The 16,481-nt window shown below is 58.6% G+C and carries 17 protein-coding genes and 1 pseudogene; 8 read left to right on the top strand and 10 right to left on the bottom strand.

Features of this window, described 5'->3' with window-relative positions:
* Positions 1-60 precede the first annotated feature (60 nt).
* On the bottom strand, positions 61-879 hold the full coding sequence (locus JFU11_RS25495; protein ID WP_201062477.1) for a shikimate 5-dehydrogenase: 819 nt from the start codon (positions 877-879) through the stop codon (positions 61-63).
* A 238-nt stretch (positions 880-1,117) separates the two neighbouring features.
* On the opposite strand from JFU11_RS25495, the gene JFU11_RS25500 reads away from it, so the two are divergent.
* The 3 genes from JFU11_RS25500 (at position 1,118) to JFU11_RS25510 (ending at position 2,164) form a co-directional block, all read left to right on the top strand.
* Positions 1,118-1,492 (top strand): hypothetical protein, encoded by a 375-nt coding sequence (locus tag JFU11_RS25500; RefSeq protein WP_052967274.1) that lies wholly within the window; start codon positions 1,118-1,120, stop codon positions 1,490-1,492.
* A 194-nt stretch (positions 1,493-1,686) separates the two neighbouring features.
* A complete protein-coding gene (locus JFU11_RS25505) occupies positions 1,687-1,881 on the top strand; it encodes a hypothetical protein (protein WP_008011397.1) in 195 nt (64 codons plus the stop codon).
* 100 nt (positions 1,882-1,981) lie between these two features.
* Complete coding sequence (locus JFU11_RS25510) at positions 1,982-2,164, top strand: hypothetical protein (RefSeq protein ID WP_007901757.1); 183 nt, start codon at positions 1,982-1,984, stop codon at positions 2,162-2,164.
* On the opposite strand, the gene JFU11_RS25515 is transcribed toward JFU11_RS25510, so the two are convergent.
* Entirely contained in the window at positions 2,161-3,222 is a 1,062-nt protein-coding gene (locus JFU11_RS25515; RefSeq protein WP_123720367.1) for an AI-2E family transporter, read from the bottom strand. The genes JFU11_RS25510 and JFU11_RS25515 overlap by 4 nt on opposite strands.
* 176 nt (positions 3,223-3,398) lie before the next feature.
* Between JFU11_RS25515 and yegQ the strand changes: the two genes are divergently transcribed.
* A complete protein-coding gene (yegQ, locus tag JFU11_RS25520; protein WP_123720368.1) occupies positions 3,399-4,724 on the top strand; it encodes a tRNA 5-hydroxyuridine modification protein YegQ in 1,326 nt (441 codons plus the stop codon).
* 161 nt (positions 4,725-4,885) lie between these two features.
* On the opposite strand, the pseudogene JFU11_RS28240 reads toward yegQ, so the two are convergent.
* The 3 genes and pseudogenes from JFU11_RS28240 to JFU11_RS25530 all read right to left on the bottom strand — a co-directional run.
* Positions 4,886-4,975 (bottom strand): annotated as a pseudogene (locus tag JFU11_RS28240) (LysR family transcriptional regulator); the annotation flags it as partial.
* 205 nt (positions 4,976-5,180) lie between these two features.
* The gene (locus JFU11_RS28245; RefSeq protein ID WP_201062478.1) at positions 5,181-5,330 is read right to left on the bottom strand and encodes a hypothetical protein; all 150 of its coding nucleotides are present in this window, start codon (positions 5,328-5,330) and stop codon (positions 5,181-5,183) included.
* A 173-nt stretch (positions 5,331-5,503) separates the two neighbouring features.
* A complete protein-coding gene (locus JFU11_RS25530; protein WP_038982385.1) occupies positions 5,504-6,217 on the bottom strand; it encodes a FadR/GntR family transcriptional regulator in 714 nt (237 codons plus the stop codon).
* 367 nt (positions 6,218-6,584) lie between these two features.
* Here JFU11_RS25530 and JFU11_RS25535 point away from each other — a divergent pair, with 367 nt between their 5' ends.
* Together JFU11_RS25535 and gudD are read left to right on the top strand one after the other, a co-directional pair.
* Complete coding sequence (locus JFU11_RS25535) at positions 6,585-7,931, top strand: MFS transporter (RefSeq protein WP_201062479.1); 1,347 nt, start codon at positions 6,585-6,587, stop codon at positions 7,929-7,931.
* A 24-nt stretch (positions 7,932-7,955) separates the two neighbouring features.
* Positions 7,956-9,299 (top strand): glucarate dehydratase, encoded by a 1,344-nt coding sequence (gene gudD, locus JFU11_RS25540; RefSeq protein ID WP_201062480.1) that lies wholly within the window; start codon positions 7,956-7,958, stop codon positions 9,297-9,299.
* 125 nt (positions 9,300-9,424) lie between these two features.
* Here gudD and JFU11_RS25545 read toward each other — a convergent pair whose 3' ends face one another.
* The gene (locus JFU11_RS25545) at positions 9,425-10,306 is read right to left on the bottom strand and encodes a LysR family transcriptional regulator (RefSeq protein ID WP_123720372.1); all 882 of its coding nucleotides are present in this window, start codon (positions 10,304-10,306) and stop codon (positions 9,425-9,427) included.
* A gap of 160 nt (positions 10,307-10,466) precedes the next feature.
* On the opposite strand from JFU11_RS25545, the gene ampC reads away from it, so the two are divergent.
* Complete coding sequence (gene ampC / locus JFU11_RS25550) at positions 10,467-11,621, top strand: class C beta-lactamase (protein WP_201062481.1); 1,155 nt, start codon at positions 10,467-10,469, stop codon at positions 11,619-11,621.
* Positions 11,622-11,940: 319 nt separating this feature from the next.
* Here the strand turns inward: ampC and JFU11_RS25555 are convergent, their stop codons facing one another.
* Positions 11,941-12,474 carry a DUF4174 domain-containing protein gene (locus tag JFU11_RS25555; protein WP_201121406.1) on the bottom strand — a complete coding sequence of 178 codons (534 nt, stop codon included), beginning with the start codon at positions 12,472-12,474 and terminating at the stop codon, positions 11,941-11,943.
* Between the two features lie 180 nt (positions 12,475-12,654).
* Here JFU11_RS25555 and JFU11_RS25560 point away from each other — a divergent pair, with 180 nt between their 5' ends.
* Positions 12,655-13,023 (top strand): VOC family protein, encoded by a 369-nt coding sequence (locus JFU11_RS25560; protein WP_052967258.1) that lies wholly within the window; start codon positions 12,655-12,657, stop codon positions 13,021-13,023.
* A gap of 174 nt (positions 13,024-13,197) precedes the next feature.
* Here JFU11_RS25560 and JFU11_RS25565 read toward each other — a convergent pair whose 3' ends face one another.
* The 3 genes from JFU11_RS25565 to JFU11_RS25575 all read right to left on the bottom strand — a co-directional run bounded on the left by JFU11_RS25565 (position 13,198) and on the right by JFU11_RS25575 (position 16,442).
* A complete protein-coding gene (locus tag JFU11_RS25565) occupies positions 13,198-14,556 on the bottom strand; it encodes an erythromycin esterase family protein (protein ID WP_201062483.1) in 1,359 nt (452 codons plus the stop codon).
* A gap of 93 nt (positions 14,557-14,649) precedes the next feature.
* Positions 14,650-15,435, bottom strand: a complete 786-nt coding sequence (locus tag JFU11_RS25570) for a sulfite exporter TauE/SafE family protein (protein ID WP_123720376.1) — start codon at positions 15,433-15,435, stop codon at positions 14,650-14,652.
* 257 nt (positions 15,436-15,692) lie between these two features.
* A complete protein-coding gene (locus JFU11_RS25575) occupies positions 15,693-16,442 on the bottom strand; it encodes a hypothetical protein (RefSeq protein ID WP_123720377.1) in 750 nt (249 codons plus the stop codon).
* Positions 16,443-16,481 lie beyond the last annotated feature (39 nt).

Below are 16,481 nucleotides of genomic sequence, written 5' to 3' on the forward strand. Positions count from 1 at the left end.
ACCTGTGGGAGCGGGCTTGCCCGCGAAGGGGCCAGTACATTCAATAGAAAATCGGAATGATTAGCCCCGGGCAAACGCCACGGCTTTCTGGAACTGTTCATCGGTCGGCCGCACGCCGGTGTACAACACGAACTGTTCCAGCGCCTGGATCGCAATCACTTCCAGCCCGGTGATCACCCGCTTGCCTTCGGCACGACCGCGCACGATCAGCGGTGTTTCCGAGGGGATCGCCACCACATCGAAAACAGTTTCGGCCGCAGTGATAGCGTCAGGCTCGAACGCCAGTTGATCGGCCTCCGGCCCACCGGTCATGCCGATGGGCGTGACGTTGATTAGCATCTGCGGGCGCTGGCCCCCCAGTTCCGCCTGCCATGAGTAACCCAACGATTCAGCCAAAGCACGCCCGGCGCGCTCGTTTCGGGCGACGATCAGGCCGTTTTTGTAACCGCCATCGCGCAAGGCACTGGCCACAGCCTTGGCCATGCCGCCACTGCCACGCAGCGCAAAGGTCGAATCCTTGGGAACCTGATGGGTTTCAAGCAACTGAGCGATGGCGATGTAATCGGTGTTGTAGGCCTTGAGGTGACCGTTGGTGTTGACGATAGTGTTGATCGATTGAATAGCCTCAGCCGATGCATCCAGCTCATCGACCAACGCAATACACGCCTCCTTGAACGGCATCGACACCCCGCAACCCCGAATGCCCAAGGCGCGGATGCCGCCAACGGCGCCCGGCAAGTCCTGGCTGCTGAAGGCTTTGTAGTAGAAATTCAGGCCCAGTTGTTCGTACAGATGGTTGTGAAACCGCAGGCCGAAATTGCCGGGGCGCCCCGAGAGTGACATGCACAGCTGAGTGTCTCTGTTGGGGTTCATCTGCATTGGAATCTCCTTCAATAGCACTTTCGGATGGACGGATTAGCCACTCCACCGGTTCTGATTGATCATAAAAGCCAGTCTGCACTTGGCACACAGCCGTAAAGAAGCCGGTACAGACCTTACACAAAATTTACCCAACGGCTGTGCTGATTTTCAAAAAAACGCTGTCTTAGAAGTATCCCCGCGACAACTTGTGTCTATTGCAGACGCGAGCGCCGGGTCGAAGAACCGAGGACTTATCATGATCCGTAAAATCCCCACAGTAGCCTTGCTGATCGGTGCTCTTGCTATCGCAGGGCAGGCAGAAGCAGGTGGTCGTGGTCATGGCGGCTGGGAAGGTCCGGCTGTGTTTGGTGCGATCGTCGGCTCGGCAATCATCGGCTCAGCAATAATCGGCCGCGACCGTCCAGTGTATGTGGAGCAACCGGTCTACGTTCAGCCACAACCGGTGTACGTGCAACCACCACCTGTTTATTACCAACCGGCACCGGTCTACGTTCAACAACCGATGTACTACCGCCCGGCACCGATCTATTACGGTCCGCCACGCGGGTATGGTCCACCACGCGGCTATTACGGCCCTCCCCATGGTTATTATCGTGGCGACCGCTGGTAACACGCTCATCAGGCCCCGCTTTAGAAGCGGGGCCTTTTTTGTGACCACTGGCAGGACGAAGTCTGAATAAATCTCGTCAAGGTCGCTGTCGGGACAGTACCGGCAGGTAAAATTGGTCATATTTATGTCATGTTCGATCCGCAAGCTTGGATCTGTCCGTAAACAACAGGTTGATAAAAACAAGGACGACCTTCATGCCCACACAAAACCCGCATCGCATTGTCGGCTTGTGCACTTCCGACAAGGTGTATAACGCACTGACCGAACTCAAACACCTGGAAGGCCATCGCAGCGCAAAATTCCTCTCGCTGCTGGCAGAAAACCTGGTGCGCAAAGGCCTGCTCAATGAGCAGGAAGTGGTGCATATGCTCGATCTAGTGGTGGATTGACCGCAGAACTCATTGGCATCAATGACGACTATCGAAAGCGTTGATTGTCCGTTCAAGCGTCCGATCCGTAAGGTAGCTCCATAGATTAATGGAGGTACTTATGGCCCAGGTTCAGATCATGTCCGTTATTGGCAGCGCCGTTCCCGCACAACTCAGAGCGCGGGGGTTGCTAGCCTGTTGGTATCTGGTGCAGGACGGCGAACCGATCAGCGGCCCGCTCACCTCGCTTCCCGCCGCCCAAGCCTTGTCACAACGTATCGACTCAGGCCAGCTCAGCGCTTAAGGCAGCTGAACCTTGGGCTTGGAATCGATGAAAATCGCCCAGCTCGACACGAACAACGCGGCGATCAACGGCCCGATGACAAAACCGTTCAGGCCAAAAAGCGCCAGGCCGCCCAGGGTCGAGATGAGGATCAAGTAGTCCGGCATTTTGGTGTCCTTGCCCACCAGGATCGGTCGCAGGACGTTGTCCACCAAGCCGATCACGAACACACCGAACAAGGTCAGCACCGTGGCCTGCCAGATCGCACCGCTGAACAGGAAATACGCCGCCACCGGTATCCAGACGATACCCGCCCCCACCGCTGGCAACAGCGACAGAAACGCCATCAACACCGCCCAGAGCAGCACGCTCGGGATGTCCAGAAACCAGAAAATAAAACCACCCAATACCCCTTGAGTGATTGCCACCAGCAGGTTGCCTTTCACCGTGGCCCGCACCACGCGATTGAACTTCAGTTGCAAGCGACGTTTCTGGTTATCTTCCAGCGGTATCGCCGCACGTACTTTGCGCGCCAGTTCGGACCCGTCCCGCAGGAAGAAAAACAGCAGGTACAGCATGACGAAAAAGCTCACCACGAATTCGAACGTCCCCTGACCAAAACTGAATGCCTGGGTCGCGACAAACTGGCTACCTTGCATCGTGCTCTTGATGATTTTTTCCCGTAGCCCGCTCAGCTCGCCCATGCCGAAACGATCGAGCAAGTTCTGAACGTACGGCGGCAGGCTTTGCTTGAACTGCGACACATACCCGGCAATATCCAGTTCGCCACTTTCGATTCGGTTGTACAGCGCCGCGCCTTCCTGAACCAGCAAGGTACTGATGGTGATCACCGGCAGAATCGCGATCAGCACACAGAGACACAAGGTGAACAGGGCCGTCAGGTTGCGTGGCCAGCCGAACCTCTGTTGCAACTTATGCTGTAAGGGCGAAAACAGAATGCCTAGGATGACCGCCCAAAACACCGCGCCATAGAGCGGCAGCAGAATCCAGACGAAGGCAATGCTCACCACGGTCAGCAAGACCATCAACGATGTGTTTTGCAGCTTCGTTTCGTTCATGTCCGATCCATGTCAGTGCGCAGGGGCGCCGTTTGCGCGTCCTGATATTTAGTCCGCCACGGCTCGCGCGAGTGCCATCCGTTTATTCATCAAGCATAGATCCAGATCAATAAACCCCGCGGGTAAGTGGATTACCTTCGCCAGCTTTTGCGATCGACACTGCCATGACCTGCGCCATGACGCTTATCCCCCCGGAACTGCTCGCCCCTGCCGGCACCCTGAAAAACATGCGTTATGCCTTCGCCTATGGCGCCGACGCGGTATACGCCGGCCAGCCGCGCTACAGCCTGCGGGTGCGCAACAACGAATTCGATCACGCCAACCTCGCGCTCGGCATCGCCGAGGCCCAGGCTCAGGGCAAGCGCTTCTATGTGGTGGTGAACATCGCCCCGCACAACGCCAAGCTCAAAACGTTCTTGAAGGACCTGGAACCGGTGATCGCCATGGCGCCGGACGCGCTGATCATGTCCGACCCGGGCCTGATCATGCTGGTGCGCCGGCACTTCCCGCAGATGCCGATCCACCTCTCAGTGCAGGCCAACACGGTGAACTGGGCCAGCGTCGAGTTCTGGCAGCAACAGGGCTTGAGCCGGATCATTCTGTCCCGCGAACTGTCGCTGGAAGAGATCGCAGAAATCCGCCAGCACGTCCCGGCGATGGAGCTGGAAGTGTTCGTCCACGGCGCGTTATGCATGGCCTATTCCGGGCGCTGCCTGTTGTCGGGCTACATGAACAAGCGCGACGCCAATCAGGGCAGCTGCACCAACGCCTGTCGCTGGAAATACTCGGCGACGCCGGCCAGCGAAAATCAGCTCGGCGAAATCGTTCAACAGTTCCGACCCGAACCGACGCTGGGCATCGGTGCGCCGACCGATCAAGTATTCCTGCTGCAAGAAGCCAATCGCCCTGACGAACTGATGCCGGCGTTCGAGGATGAACATGGCACGTACATCATGAACGCCAAGGACCTGCGCGCCGTCCAGCACGTCGAGCGTCTGACGCATATGGGCGTGCATTCATTGAAGATCGAAGGCCGGACCAAATCGCACTTCTATTGCGCGCGCACCACCCAGGTGTATCGCCGCGCGATCGATGATGCGGTGGCTGGCCGGGCATTTGATCGCAGCTTGATGACCGATCTGGAATCCCTGGCCCAGCGCGGCTACACCGAAGGTTTTCTGCGTCGGCATGTGCATGACGAATACCAGAATTATAAGAACGGCAGCTCGGTTTCAGAGCGTCAGCAGTTTGTTGGCGAGTTGACCGGCGAACGCCGGGATCAGCTGGCCGAGGTGCGGGTGAAGAATCGCTTTGGTCTGGGCGATCACCTGGAACTGATGACGCCCCAGGGCAACTTCCACTTCGATTTGCATCAGCTGCAGAACGTCAAAGGCGAGGCAATTGAAGTGGCGCCGGGGGATGGGCATACGGTGTATTTGCCGATACCGGATGCGGTGGATTTGCAGTTTGGGTTGTTGATGCGGGATGTGGGCGTGAGCTAAAAATCATCAAGGGCACGACACCGAACCTGTGGGAGCGAGCCTGCTCGCGATAGCGGCGTGTCAGTCACATTGACGTTGAATGTACCGGCGTCATCGCGAGCAGGCTCGCTCCCACATGGATTGCGCTCGACTGACTGGCATTGGCGCAATGCCTTGAGTAATCACACAAACTCCTCCCGCAACATCCCCACAAACACCTCTCGCACCGGATGAACCCCAGCGTTTTCATGCCAGTAAAACAGGTTGCCGACGTTGATGGTGATGGGTGCGGTGGTGGTGCTGGTCAGTGTGCTGGCGTTGAATCTGGAGCGGCGGTTGTTTGGGATTACTTGACCAGATCAGCCTCGCTCCCACAGGGGGTGGCGGTGCTTTTGTAGGAGCGAGGCTTGCCCGCGAAGAACGATGACGCGGTAAACCTGCAACCACAAAAAACCCGGCACATCGGCCGGGTTTCGTTTATCGCCTGTCGTCGGACAATGGCGTTTTTTCATCCGGCGCCGGAATGTCGTCATCCAGATCCGGGTCCCTCCAGTCTTCAGGACGATCAACGTCCGTATCGGCCGGGTCTCGCGAAGGGTCCATGCCGGGTGGTGCGTCGTGATCCATCGACGGATCGTCCCTATCGGGAATGGGTCTGACAGGGTCGTTATCGGAAATTCCACCTTGAAGGATCGGATCGTAAGCCATGACGCACCTCACTGATGAGGTCCAGCGAATCTGGGCCGTACAGGTTGGAAACGAGCCTGCAAACGGGGTGCTATCGAGGAGACAAACGGCGGCTACCGATCAGCCGAAAAGCGGTCGCGGCTGTTGGTCAGGTGCAACCACATCGCCGCCCGCGCCGCATCCGGATCCTGGCGTTTGATGGCGTTGAGAATCGCCTCGTGTTCGAGGTTGGCGAGTTGCCCGAGCTTGCTCAAATCCGCCGACCCGCGCTCGGCGGCATTGACGCGGGTCCGGGGGATCATGGCGCTGCCCAGGTGTTGCATGATCTCGGTGAAGCACACGTTGCCGGTGGCTTCAGCGATCAGCAGATGGAAGCGTTTGTCCGCCTCGACGCAACTGTCGTTGTTGGCCAACAGGCTTTGATAGTCATCCAGCGCTTCACGCATCTGCGCCAACTGCTGGTCTGTGCGACGAACCGCTGCCAGCGCCGCCGCCTGGGTTTCCAGGCCCATGCGCAACTCCAGAATACTGCGCACGCCCAGCGCGGTATCGACATTCAGCCGCAGCCCCTGATCCGGTGCTCGCTCGAGAACAAAGGTGCCGATGCCGTGACGGGTTTCCACCAGCCCCGAAGCCTGCAACTTCGAGATTGCCTCGCGCACCACCGTACGACTGACGCCATGCTCCTGAACAATCGAGTTCTCCGACGGCAGCTTGTCCCCCGGCACCATCTGGCCGAGCAGGATGCTCTGGGTCAGTTTGCTCACCAGATCATGGGCCAGGTTGTGGGCACGCTTGCGGGCGGGTGCGTCGATGTCTTCTTGCATGGTGGTTATCCGTAAAGCGGGTATCCGGATCGTAGCACTGCGCTCGCTTCTCGGTGACAGGAATCTCAACAAAATGCCGCCAAACTTGTATGACAACACTCAATCATCATGCTGAAACAGACGATTTAAACTTATCGAATCCAGGCTCCTCGTTGCGATAAAGAGAAAATCACCGACTGAACAGATTCCAACAAAACCAAGTAAATACGCCACACAAAACCAAAAAAAGAATAAAAACCCGCCCACCTAACGCCATTTTGTTGAGAGACAGCCCTTGTCGGCCCGAAAAATCTAGTTGTATGATGTCTATCAACAACGCAACACCCAGCCACACCCCGCATAAAAATAACGAGTGGGAGAAAAAGAAGTGAATACATCCATACCCGGGATGAACGATGGCGCCGATTCGGTCCTGAAGTCCGCCATCTCGAAAGTGAAACGCCACGTCCTGCCGCTGTTCGTGATCATGTTCATCGTCAATTACATCGACCGTGTGAACATCGGCTTCGTCCGCGCCCATATGGAACATGACTTAGGGATTGGCGCTGCCGCCTACGGCCTCGGTGCCGGTCTGTTTTTTATTGGTTACGCGCTGTTCGAAGTACCCTCCAACATCCTCCTGCAAAAAGTCGGCGCGCGAATCTGGCTGACCCGCATCATGCTGACCTGGGGTCTGGTGGCCGCCTGCATGGCGTTCATCCAGAACGAAACCCACTTCTACATCCTGCGATTTCTACTGGGCGTGGCCGAAGCCGGTTTCTTCCCCGGGGTGATTTATTACTTCACTCGCTGGTTGCCCGGTGTCGAACGCGGCAAGGCGATTGCGATCTTCCTCAGCGGCTCGGCCATTGCGTCACTGATCTCCGGTCCGCTGTCCGGGTTGCTGCTGCAAATCAGCGGTTTTGGCATGCACGGCTGGCAGTGGATGTACTTCATTGAAGGGATGTTCTCGGTCGGCCTGTGCGTGTTCGTCTGGTTCTGGCTGGACTCCAAACCCCACGATGCCAAATGGCTGACCCGTCCCGAGCAGGACGCGCTGGTCAAAGCTATCGATGACGAACAACTGGCCCGCGAAGCCGCGACGCCGATCAAACCGTCGCTGGGCACGCTGCTCAAGGATCGTCAGATCATCCTGTTTTGCCTGATCTACTTCTTCATCCAGTTGACCATCTACGCCGCGACCTTCTGGCTGCCGAGCATCATCAAGAAGATGGGCGACCTGAGCGACATTCAGGTCGGGTTGTTCAACTCGATTCCGTGGTTGCTGTCGATCGTCGGCATGTATGCCTTCGCCACGTTGTCGGCCAAATGGAAACACCAGCAAGCCTGGGTCGCCGCTGCGCTGCTGATCGCTGCCGCCGGGATGTTCATGTCCACCACCGGCGGGCCGATCTTCGCCTTCGTCGCCATCTGCTTCGCCGCGCTGGGTTTCAAATCGGCATCGTCGCTGTTCTGGCCGATTCCCCAGGCGTATCTGGATGCGCGGATTGCTGCTGGCGTGATCGCACTGATCAACTCGGTGGGCAACCTCGGTGGCTTCGTTGCGCCGACCACCTTCGGTCTGTTGGAAGAACACACCGGGTCGATTCAGGGCGGGCTGTACGGCCTGGCCGCCACCTCGATCATCGCCGCGATCATTGTCTTCGCCGCGCGCAATAAACCGAAACCCGCACCTGTGGCTGCCTTGGGCAAACCAGCACCTAATCACGCCTGAACATTGGTTTTTAAGGACAAGAAAATGACCCCACAAGAAGCCGCAAAAGCCCCGATCATTACCAGCATGCAGGTTGTGCCGGTGGCCGGCCACGATGGCATGCTGCTCAACCTGAGTGGCGCCCATGGCCCGTTTTTCACCCGCAACATCGTGATCCTCAAGGACAACGCCGGCCACACTGGCGTCGGCGAAGTGCCGGGTGGCGAGCGTATTCGCCAGACGCTGGAAGACGCGCGCGCACTGGTGGTCGGCAGCCCGATCGGCACTTACCAGAAGATTCTCAATCAGGTGCGCAAGACCTTTGCCGATCGCGATGCCGGTGGTCGCGGCCTGCAGACCTTCGACCTGCGCATCACCATTCACGCGGTCACCGGCCTGGAAGCCGCCCTGCTCGACTTGCTCGGTCAGCACCTGGATGTACCAGTCGCGGCCCTGCTCGGCGAAGGCCAGCAGCGCGATGAAGTGAAGATGCTCGGTTACCTGTTTTATGTCGGTGATCGCAACGAAACCGATCTGGCCTACCGCAGCGAACCGGACGCCGACAACGACTGGTTCCGTGTGCGTCACGAAAAAGCCATGAGCGCCGACGCCGTGGTGCGCCTGGCGGTCGCCGCCCACGCCCGTTATGGCTTCAAAGACTTCAAACTCAAGGGCGGCGTGTTGAGTGGCGACGAGGAAATCGAAGCGGTCACTGCCCTCGCCGAACGTTTTCCCGACGCGCGCATCACCCTTGATCCGAATGGCGCCTGGTCGCTCAAAGAAGCGATCCGCCTGTGTCGGGATCAGCATCACGTTCTCGCTTACGCCGAAGACCCGTGCGGTGCGGAAAACGGTTACTCCGGCCGCGAAGTCATGGCCGAGTTCCGTCGGGCCACGGGCCTGAAAACCGCGACCAACATGATCGCCACCGACTGGCGGGAAATGGGCCATGCGATCCAGTTGCAATCGGTGGACATTCCTTTGGCGGACCCTCACTTCTGGACCATGCAGGGCTCGGTTCGAGTCGCGCAGATGTGCCACGAATGGGGCCTGACCTGGGGCTCGCATTCCAACAACCACTTCGATATTTCCCTGGCCATGTTCACCCATGTCGCAGCGGCTGCGCCGGGTGAAATCACCGCCATCGACACCCACTGGATCTGGCAGGACGGCCAACGCCTGACCAAAGCGCCGCTGCAAATCGTCGATGGCTGTGTGCAGGTGCCGAAAAAACCTGGCCTGGGGGTTGAGCTGGACATCGATCAACTGGCCAAGGCCCATGAGCTGTACAAAGGCATGGGTCTGGGTGCGCGGGACGACAGCGTGGCGATGCAGTTTCTGATTCCGGGGTGGAGGTTCGATAACAAGCGGCCGTGTCTGGTGCGGTAACCCTCCGAGGACACTACGCATCCCCATGTAGGAGCTGCCGAAGGCTGCGATCTTTTGATCTTGACGGCTGGCGAAGCTGAAATCGCTATAGATCAAGATCAAAAGATCGCAGCCTTCGGCAGCTCCTACGATTCATCATGTGCCACTTGTAGTAGCCAGTCCTTGAACGCGGTCATCGCCGACGTTTCAGGGCGCGACTGCAAGCGGGTCAGCCAGTAGCTGCCCGTGGTGATCCCGATGGCGAACGGTTGCTCGATTACGCCCGCAGCCAGTTGCCGGGAGAACATCAAGGGCGGCGCCAATGCTACGCCCGCCCCTTGCAACGCCGCTTCCATCATCGCCAGCGAGGAATCGAAGACGATGCTTCTCGGCGGTGCCGCATGGATTGAGAGCCCGGCTGCCTGAAACCACTCCGGCCACTCATCCGTGCGATAGGAGCGCAACAGTGTTTGCTGCAACAGATCAACCGGTGTGTGCAATTGCCGCGCAATCTCGGGAACGCAGAGCACCGACAGCGGCGCCTCGATCAACCGTACCGCTTCAATCCCATGCCACGCTCCCGCGCCAAAGCGAATGGCGTAATCCAGGCCTTCAGCGGCCACGTCCACCCGGTTGTTGTTGGTCGACAGGCGCAAATCGATGAACGGATATTTCGTCTGAAAATCCGCCAGCCGCGGCAACAGCCAACCGACCGCAAACGTCCCCACCGCCCCCACCGTCAACACCTCGCGAAAATGCCCGCCCTCGAATCGCTCCAGGGTCTCGGCGATCCGGTCGAAGGATTCGCGCAACACCGGCAGCAGGGTTTCACCTTCGCTGGTCAGCATCAGGCCTCGGGGCAAGCGTTTGAACAAAGTCACGTTAAGCTGGGCTTCAAGGCTTTTGACCTGATGACTCACCGCCGCCTGCGTGACACACAACTCCACCGCCGCCCGTGTGAAACTCAAATGGCGTGCCGAAGCCTCGAAAGCGCGCAGCGCATTCAGCGGCAGATGAGGTCGAATCATGCCCACTCCCAAAATTTTCTAATGGCTCATCCGAAATATCGTCGTTTGTCGGTCTTTGCCAAACTGCATAGATTTGGCTCGCCCAGCGACGGACCAGCTTGAAAAACCGCTCGAAGTGTAGCGGTTAACACCACAGAAACTCATGGAAAGTAATTCAATCATGCCTAAAAAGAATCAGAGAAAACTCGCGTCTTACAGCGCTTTCGCACTTCTACTCGGCGTTAGCCACAGCTTTGCTGACGACCGCGTCGAAGCCATCGTCAAGGCCGCCATTGAACCGGTGATGCAGCAACAGCAGATCCCCGGTGTCGCGGTCGCGATTACCGTTAATGGCCAACCTCATTACTTTAACTACGGCGTGGCTTCAAAAGAAAACGGTAAAGCCGTCACCGAAGACACCCTGTTCGAGATCGGTTCGGTGAGCAAAACCTTCACCGCCACCCTCGCCGCCTATGCGCAGGCGACAGGCAAACTGTCCCTGTCGGACAATGCCAGTCAGGTTCTGCCGACATTGCGTGGCAGCGCGTTCGACAGCATCAGCGTGTTGCAACTCGGTACCTACACCGCCGGTGGCCTGCCGCTGCAATTCCCCAGTGAGGCAGACCATCAGGACAAAATGCTTGGCTACTTCAAACAATGGAAACCGACCTACGCCGCAGGCACTCATCGCCAATATTCAAACCCCAGCCTTGGGTTGTTCGGCTATCTGGCGGCGCAAAGCATGGGGGCGCCGTTCGATAAGCTGATGGAAAAAACCTTGCTGCCGAAACTCGGCCTCAAGCACAGCTACCTCAAGGTACCGCAGGATCAGATGGCGCTTTACGCCCAGGGCTACAACAAGGACGACAAGCCTGTGCGGGTCGGACCGGGCGCATTGGATTCCGAAGCGTATGGCGTGAAAACCAGCGCCTCGGACCTGCTTCGCTATATTGAAGCGAACATGAATCCGACGTCGCTGGAAAAGCCCCTGCAGCAAGCCATCGCCATCACTCACACCGGTTATTACACCGTCGGCGAGATGACTCAAGGGTTGGGATGGGAGTTCTACAACTATCCGGTGACGCTCGACGCATTACTCGTCGGCAACTCGTCGCAGATGGCGATGGAGGCTCATGAAGTCCAACTGCTGAACCCGCCGCAGCCGCAACGCGACACTGTACTGATCAACAAAACCGGTTCAACCGGCGGCTTTGGCGCCTATGTCGCGTTTATCCCGGCGAAGGACATCGGCATCGTGATCCTGGCCAACAAAAACTACCCGAACGCCGAGCGAGTCAAAATCGCTCACAAAATACTGAGTGCGCTGACTGAATGATCCCGACAACCCGTTAAGGCTGGGTAACCGCGATCCTGTGGCGAGGGGGCTTGCCCCCGTTGGGCTGCGCAGCGGCCCCAAACCAACCACCGCGTTGCATCAGATAGATCTCAGATGCCGGGTTTACGACTGCTTCGCAGCCGAGCGGGAGCAAGCTCCCTCGCCACAGTGGGTGGTTAGATTCCAGATTTCTGGTGGCAAAAAAATGGGCGGCCTCTTGAGGTCGCCCATTTTTGTTTAGCAAGGATTGGAGCCTGCTTCGCAGGCCAACGGGGGCAAGCCCCCTCGCCACAGGGATTTTCACCACAATGGAGGAAATTCAATCATCCGGCTGCTCAGGCGGTTTGCTGGGCTTCGTCGGTTTGCCTTTTGCGCCTTTGGCCGGTGCAATGTCAGCCACCGGCGCTGGCAACGGTACTGTCGCTTCCTTTTCAGCGGCTGGCAGCTCGTCGATGGTGCTGAAAATCTCTTTCAGCTCGACCACATCCTTTTCAAGCTTCTTTTCGCCGTCCTTGCCGACCAGGATGATTTTGCTCTTCGCCCCGGCGCCCAGCTTGAGCGAGCGGATCAACGCCATCGTCGTTTGCGGGTCGAGGTCTTTGCCGTCGCGTTGCCCCATCGTGTTGATCACGGTGTACAGCACCATGTTTCGCTCGGTGAAGCCCTTGCGGCTGGCGGGTTCATCCAGGGATTTTTTCAGGCTGACCCAGGTGGGATCGACCGAACTGGGCGCGATGACAATCAGGGGACGGTCCCTGCCCACATCTTTAACCAGAGGGGAATCGTCATCGGCGGCGAACAGGGGGCCGACGAAAACCAGCAGAGTAGCCAGGGTCAAAGACCTGATGAGCATGCGCATCTCCTTTTGATATCCACGCTCTAATGATTGCGCATCGCGGCGAACGTTCCGGGTGACGCACTGCAATTGTGTTTCGCCTTGCCCCAAGCTTAGGTCAGGGCGGTCATTGCGCAACAGCCTGAGCTAATCTCATAGCACCACTTGCACGACCTGATTCGCCGTGAGGATTTTTCCATGAGCGCTCAGCTGAACCACACCATCGTCTGGTGCCGTGACAAACAGGTGTCGGCCCGCTACCTGACCGACCTCCTCGGCCTGCCCGATGCCGAGCCGTTCGGGCCAATGCTGGTGGTCAAATTCGATAACGGAGTGTCGCTGGATTTCTACAATAACGATCCGCCCATCGCGTCCCAACATTATGCGTTCCTGATTGGCGACGAAGACTTCGATGCGGCCTTCGCTCGCCTGCAAGCGCGCAAGCAGCCCTGGTGGGCAGATCCTGGCAAGCAACGGCCGAACGAGATCAATGATTACGGCGGTGGCCGGCGGGTGTATTTCGATGACCCGGACGGGCATCTGCTGGAGATTTTTACCCGGGAATAGGCAGAACCTGCGGGCTTCTGTGGCGAGGGGGCTTGCCCCCGTTGGGGCGCGAAGCGGCCCTAAAAGCTTTGCGACTGCTTCGCAGCCGAACGGGGGCAAGCCCCCTCGCCACAGAAGCCAACTCCCACAGGGATTTCTCTTAACTGACTGGCATAGATACCCGTCATTTGCGGGTCATATACCGAACGGAAAGGTGTCTTCCTCGTGTTCCATGAACTCGGGCTCCGGCAATGGCGAGACCGCATGGGTTTTTTCGATCCAGATAAACGCATCGAACTGCTCCGCCAGCACGGCCTGAAAGTAATGGCTCTGGCGCTCGGTCCTGGGGCGATAGATGACGCCGATGGCGCGCTCGAGCAATGGCTCGGCCAGTACGTCCAGCAATTCCTCGCTCGGTGACGTCCGCCAGTCGAGCAGCGCTGCGGGAACTCCGGCCTGGAGAAACAGTTGTTCCCAGCTGCCGGCCAATGCCGGGGTCACCTGTTTGACCTGCATCGGCTCATCCCAATCATCGGCGGCAGCGACGGTGCCGTGGTCGGTGCCCATGCCGATCAGCACCGCTTGTGAGCCGTAGGCCGTGCGGCACAACTGACCGATGTTGAACTGCCCCTCCCAACCCATTTGCGTGGCGGCGGCGTTGCCGATGTGTGAGTTATGCGCCCACACCACCGCTTTGGCGCCTGCCCCGCGATGCGCCATCAGGGTTTGCAAGGTATCGAACATGTGCAGGTCACGCAGGTTCCACGAGGCGGTCGAGCCGCGATACATGGCTCGGTAATACTGCTCGGCGGCCCGCACGACGCGGGCGTTCTGGGTGGCGCTGAAAAACGCCTCGTCGTCGGCGACCATCGGATCAAGCCGTTCGCCCAGCAGCACATTCAATTGCTCGACCACTGCGTCCTCGCACGTGGCCATATTGCCCCGCTCGGCGAAATGACCGTACAGCGCAGGGTCGTCGTTCCACGGCGTCAGGCAGCTGTAGCGATGGCGGGCCTCTTTCGCCAGCTGCGGGTCGGTCTTATCGAGATAGCCCAGTACTTCGTCGATGGAGTGACGCATGCTGTAAACATCCAGCCCCCGAAACTCCACACGCTGCTCGGGCGTCAGCCCACGATTATGGTGGTGCAGCCAGCGGGTAAAAGTCTGCACGGACGTATTGCGCCACATCCAGGTGGGGAATCGGGCGAAGGCCTGTTTTTTCCAGGCGGAGCGGCCCAGGTCGCGGACACATCGGTCGATCTGCCCAGCATCGGGCCAGTCGGCTTCGACCGCGACGATGCCGAAGCCGTGCTGCTCGATCAGGCGGCGGGTGATCGCCGCTCGGGTCTGGTAGAAATCCTGGGTGCCGTGGCTGGCTTCACCGATCAGCACTACGCTGGCATCGCCAAAGCGGTCGAACAGTTCGCCGAATTCAGGTGAGTCGCGTGCAGGCAACGGCTCGGCATGACGGCGCAACACTTCGGCCGCGTTGCCGGGTGGCTCGCCACGGGGGCGGCGGAACCGTCGCAGAAGATCGTTTACGGGGCTGTTCATGGACGTCATGACCTCATCTGAACGGGGTCATAGTTTTGACTACGTCAGCGAGAGCATGATTCCGCTAAATTCAGTGATCTATACGGTGCCGGATCAGAACGCCAGCTTGTAGCCGATCAGCACCAGCATCGTGGCCAGACACGGACGCAGCAGTTCGTCGGAGATCCGCCCGGTCAAATGGCTGCCCAGGTAAATCCCCGGCAGCGAACCGACCAGCAAGTAGCCCAAGACGTGCCAATCCATGTTGCCCATGCTCGCGTGGCCCAGGCCGGCGACCAGGGTCAGGGGCACCGCGTGAGCGATTTCGGTGCCAACCAGGCGGCGGGTCGGCAACAACGGATACAGGATGAACAGCGCGACGGTGCCCAAGGCGCCAGCGCCGATGGAGGTCAGGGCCACCATGGTGCCCAGGACCAGACCGGTAATGACGGTCAGCACATTCAACCGCGAGCCGCTGGGGTTGTAGTGGCCGCCCGCTCGTTTGTGGGCGAAATCGAGCAAGCGTTTCTTGAAGAAAATCGCCAGCGCCGTGGCGAACAATACGAAGCCCAAGGCTTGTTTGATGACGGCATTCATCGCGTCGGGCGAGGTCTGCAAACTGCTCAGGAACCACAGCGTCAGCGCCACTGCCGGCACACTGCCGAGGGTCAGCCAACCGGTGATCGCCCAGTCGATGTTCTTGTTCTTGCGATGAACCAGCACACCACTGGATTTGGTAATGGCCGCGTACAGCAAGTCCGTGCCCACCGCCGTAGCCGGGTTGACGCCGAACCACAACAGAATGGGGGTCATCAACGAACCGCCCCCGACGCCGGTCATGCCGACAATAAAGCCGACCACCAGACCTGCAACGACCAACCCGAAATTGCCGAATTCCATTAATACGCCCAGAGAATCGCAGGAGAATAACCGGCTCGCAGCATAGCGATTTTTCTTATAACCAGTTATATCGATACGGTCTATCGTTATGCCAACTCATTGGGCCGGAACACGATCTTCTTTCTTTCAAATCCCCTGTGGGAGCTGGCTTGCCTGCGATGCAGACGACCCGGTTTAACGTCCAACCGAGTTGATGCAATCGCAGGCAAGCCAGCTCCCACAAAAGCTCTCCCACAGGGATTGGGTTTGGCACTCGCTCATTGCACCGGCAAGAAATTCAGGAACAGCAAACTCTGGGCGTAGTTGAGGCCGATCCGTCGGTAGCGTTCATCGAGCATCTGGGTCAGCAGGTCCAGCCGCGCGACGATTTTGCCGAACTCCACGGCAAAACTCAGGTTGCTGCCCTCCTCCGAGATTTCGTTGGAAAACAGCAAGGGCTCGCCTTGCTTGTTTTGCCGCTGACTCAAGATCCAGGTGGCTTTCTCGATGTTGCGCGCGGCATTGCTGACGAAAGTCGGGTTGATCGCATCCGTCATGTAGAACTCCAGCCGATTGCCATGGGCGGTGACCAGCATGCTGCCGATGGCATAGATGAAGGCACCGACCCGGTCGCCGAGGAATTCCGGGCTCATGGCGTAGCTCAGCGCGGCGAGGTCTTTTTTGCCGCCGAGGGTGGGCAGTGGTTGTTGCTGTTCGATGGCCATGCGCACTTGTTTTTCTGCGGTGCCGACATCGAGGAAGCCGGATTTTTTCAGCTCCTCCGGGTTGCGCAGGTAGAGCTTGTTCATCAGCAGGTAGAGGCTTTCGAGGTTGTCACGCATCGCCAGGGTCGCCATGCGGTCGACGCTGGTCTGGAGAAATTCCTGGGGTTTGCCGTTGCGAAACTGGCTAACGAGGTCGTTGCCCGGCTGATGGCTGCAGCCACTGGCGAAGAGCATCGACAGGCCAATCAGCAGCAAGCAATAACGGCGAATGTGCGGGGTAAAGCGGGGTAAAACTCGAGCCATGGGTTCTTGAACTTGGGCATGGGCCGGCGGTGGGGATCG

The organism is Pseudomonas sp. TH37, assembly GCF_016650735.1.
Classification (GTDB): domain Bacteria; phylum Pseudomonadota; class Gammaproteobacteria; order Pseudomonadales; family Pseudomonadaceae; genus Aquipseudomonas; species Aquipseudomonas farris.

Bases quoted from the DNA above. Each gene is read 5' to 3' on its own strand.
- JFU11_RS25495 (WP_201062477.1), bottom strand. From the start codon at position 879: ATGCAGATGAACCCCAACAGAGACACTCAGCTGTGCATGTCACTCTCG.
- JFU11_RS25500 (WP_052967274.1), top strand. From the start codon at position 1,118: ATGATCCGTAAAATCCCCACAGTAGCCTTGCTGATCGGTGCTCTTGCT.
- JFU11_RS25505 (WP_008011397.1), top strand. From the start codon at position 1,687: ATGCCCACACAAAACCCGCATCGCATTGTCGGCTTGTGCACTTCCGAC.
- JFU11_RS25510 (WP_007901757.1), top strand. From the start codon at position 1,982: ATGGCCCAGGTTCAGATCATGTCCGTTATTGGCAGCGCCGTTCCCGCA.
- JFU11_RS25515 (WP_123720367.1), bottom strand. From the start codon at position 3,222: ATGAACGAAACGAAGCTGCAAAACACATCGTTGATGGTCTTGCTGACC.
- yegQ (WP_123720368.1), top strand. From the start codon at position 3,399: ATGACGCTTATCCCCCCGGAACTGCTCGCCCCTGCCGGCACCCTGAAA.
- JFU11_RS28245 (WP_201062478.1), bottom strand. From the start codon at position 5,330: ATGGATCACGACGCACCACCCGGCATGGACCCTTCGCGAGACCCGGCC.
- JFU11_RS25530 (WP_038982385.1), bottom strand. From the start codon at position 6,217: ATGCAAGAAGACATCGACGCACCCGCCCGCAAGCGTGCCCACAACCTG.
- gudD (WP_201062480.1), top strand. From the start codon at position 7,956: ATGACCCCACAAGAAGCCGCAAAAGCCCCGATCATTACCAGCATGCAG.
- JFU11_RS25545 (WP_123720372.1), bottom strand. From the start codon at position 10,306: ATGATTCGACCTCATCTGCCGCTGAATGCGCTGCGCGCTTTCGAGGCT.
- ampC (WP_201062481.1), top strand. From the start codon at position 10,467: ATGCCTAAAAAGAATCAGAGAAAACTCGCGTCTTACAGCGCTTTCGCA.
- JFU11_RS25555 (WP_201121406.1), bottom strand. From the start codon at position 12,474: ATGCTCATCAGGTCTTTGACCCTGGCTACTCTGCTGGTTTTCGTCGGC.
- JFU11_RS25560 (WP_052967258.1), top strand. From the start codon at position 12,655: ATGAGCGCTCAGCTGAACCACACCATCGTCTGGTGCCGTGACAAACAG.
- JFU11_RS25565 (WP_201062483.1), bottom strand. From the start codon at position 14,556: ATGAACAGCCCCGTAAACGATCTTCTGCGACGGTTCCGCCGCCCCCGT.
- JFU11_RS25570 (WP_123720376.1), bottom strand. From the start codon at position 15,435: ATGGAATTCGGCAATTTCGGGTTGGTCGTTGCAGGTCTGGTGGTCGGC.
- JFU11_RS25575 (WP_123720377.1), bottom strand. From the start codon at position 16,442: ATGGCTCGAGTTTTACCCCGCTTTACCCCGCACATTCGCCGTTATTGC.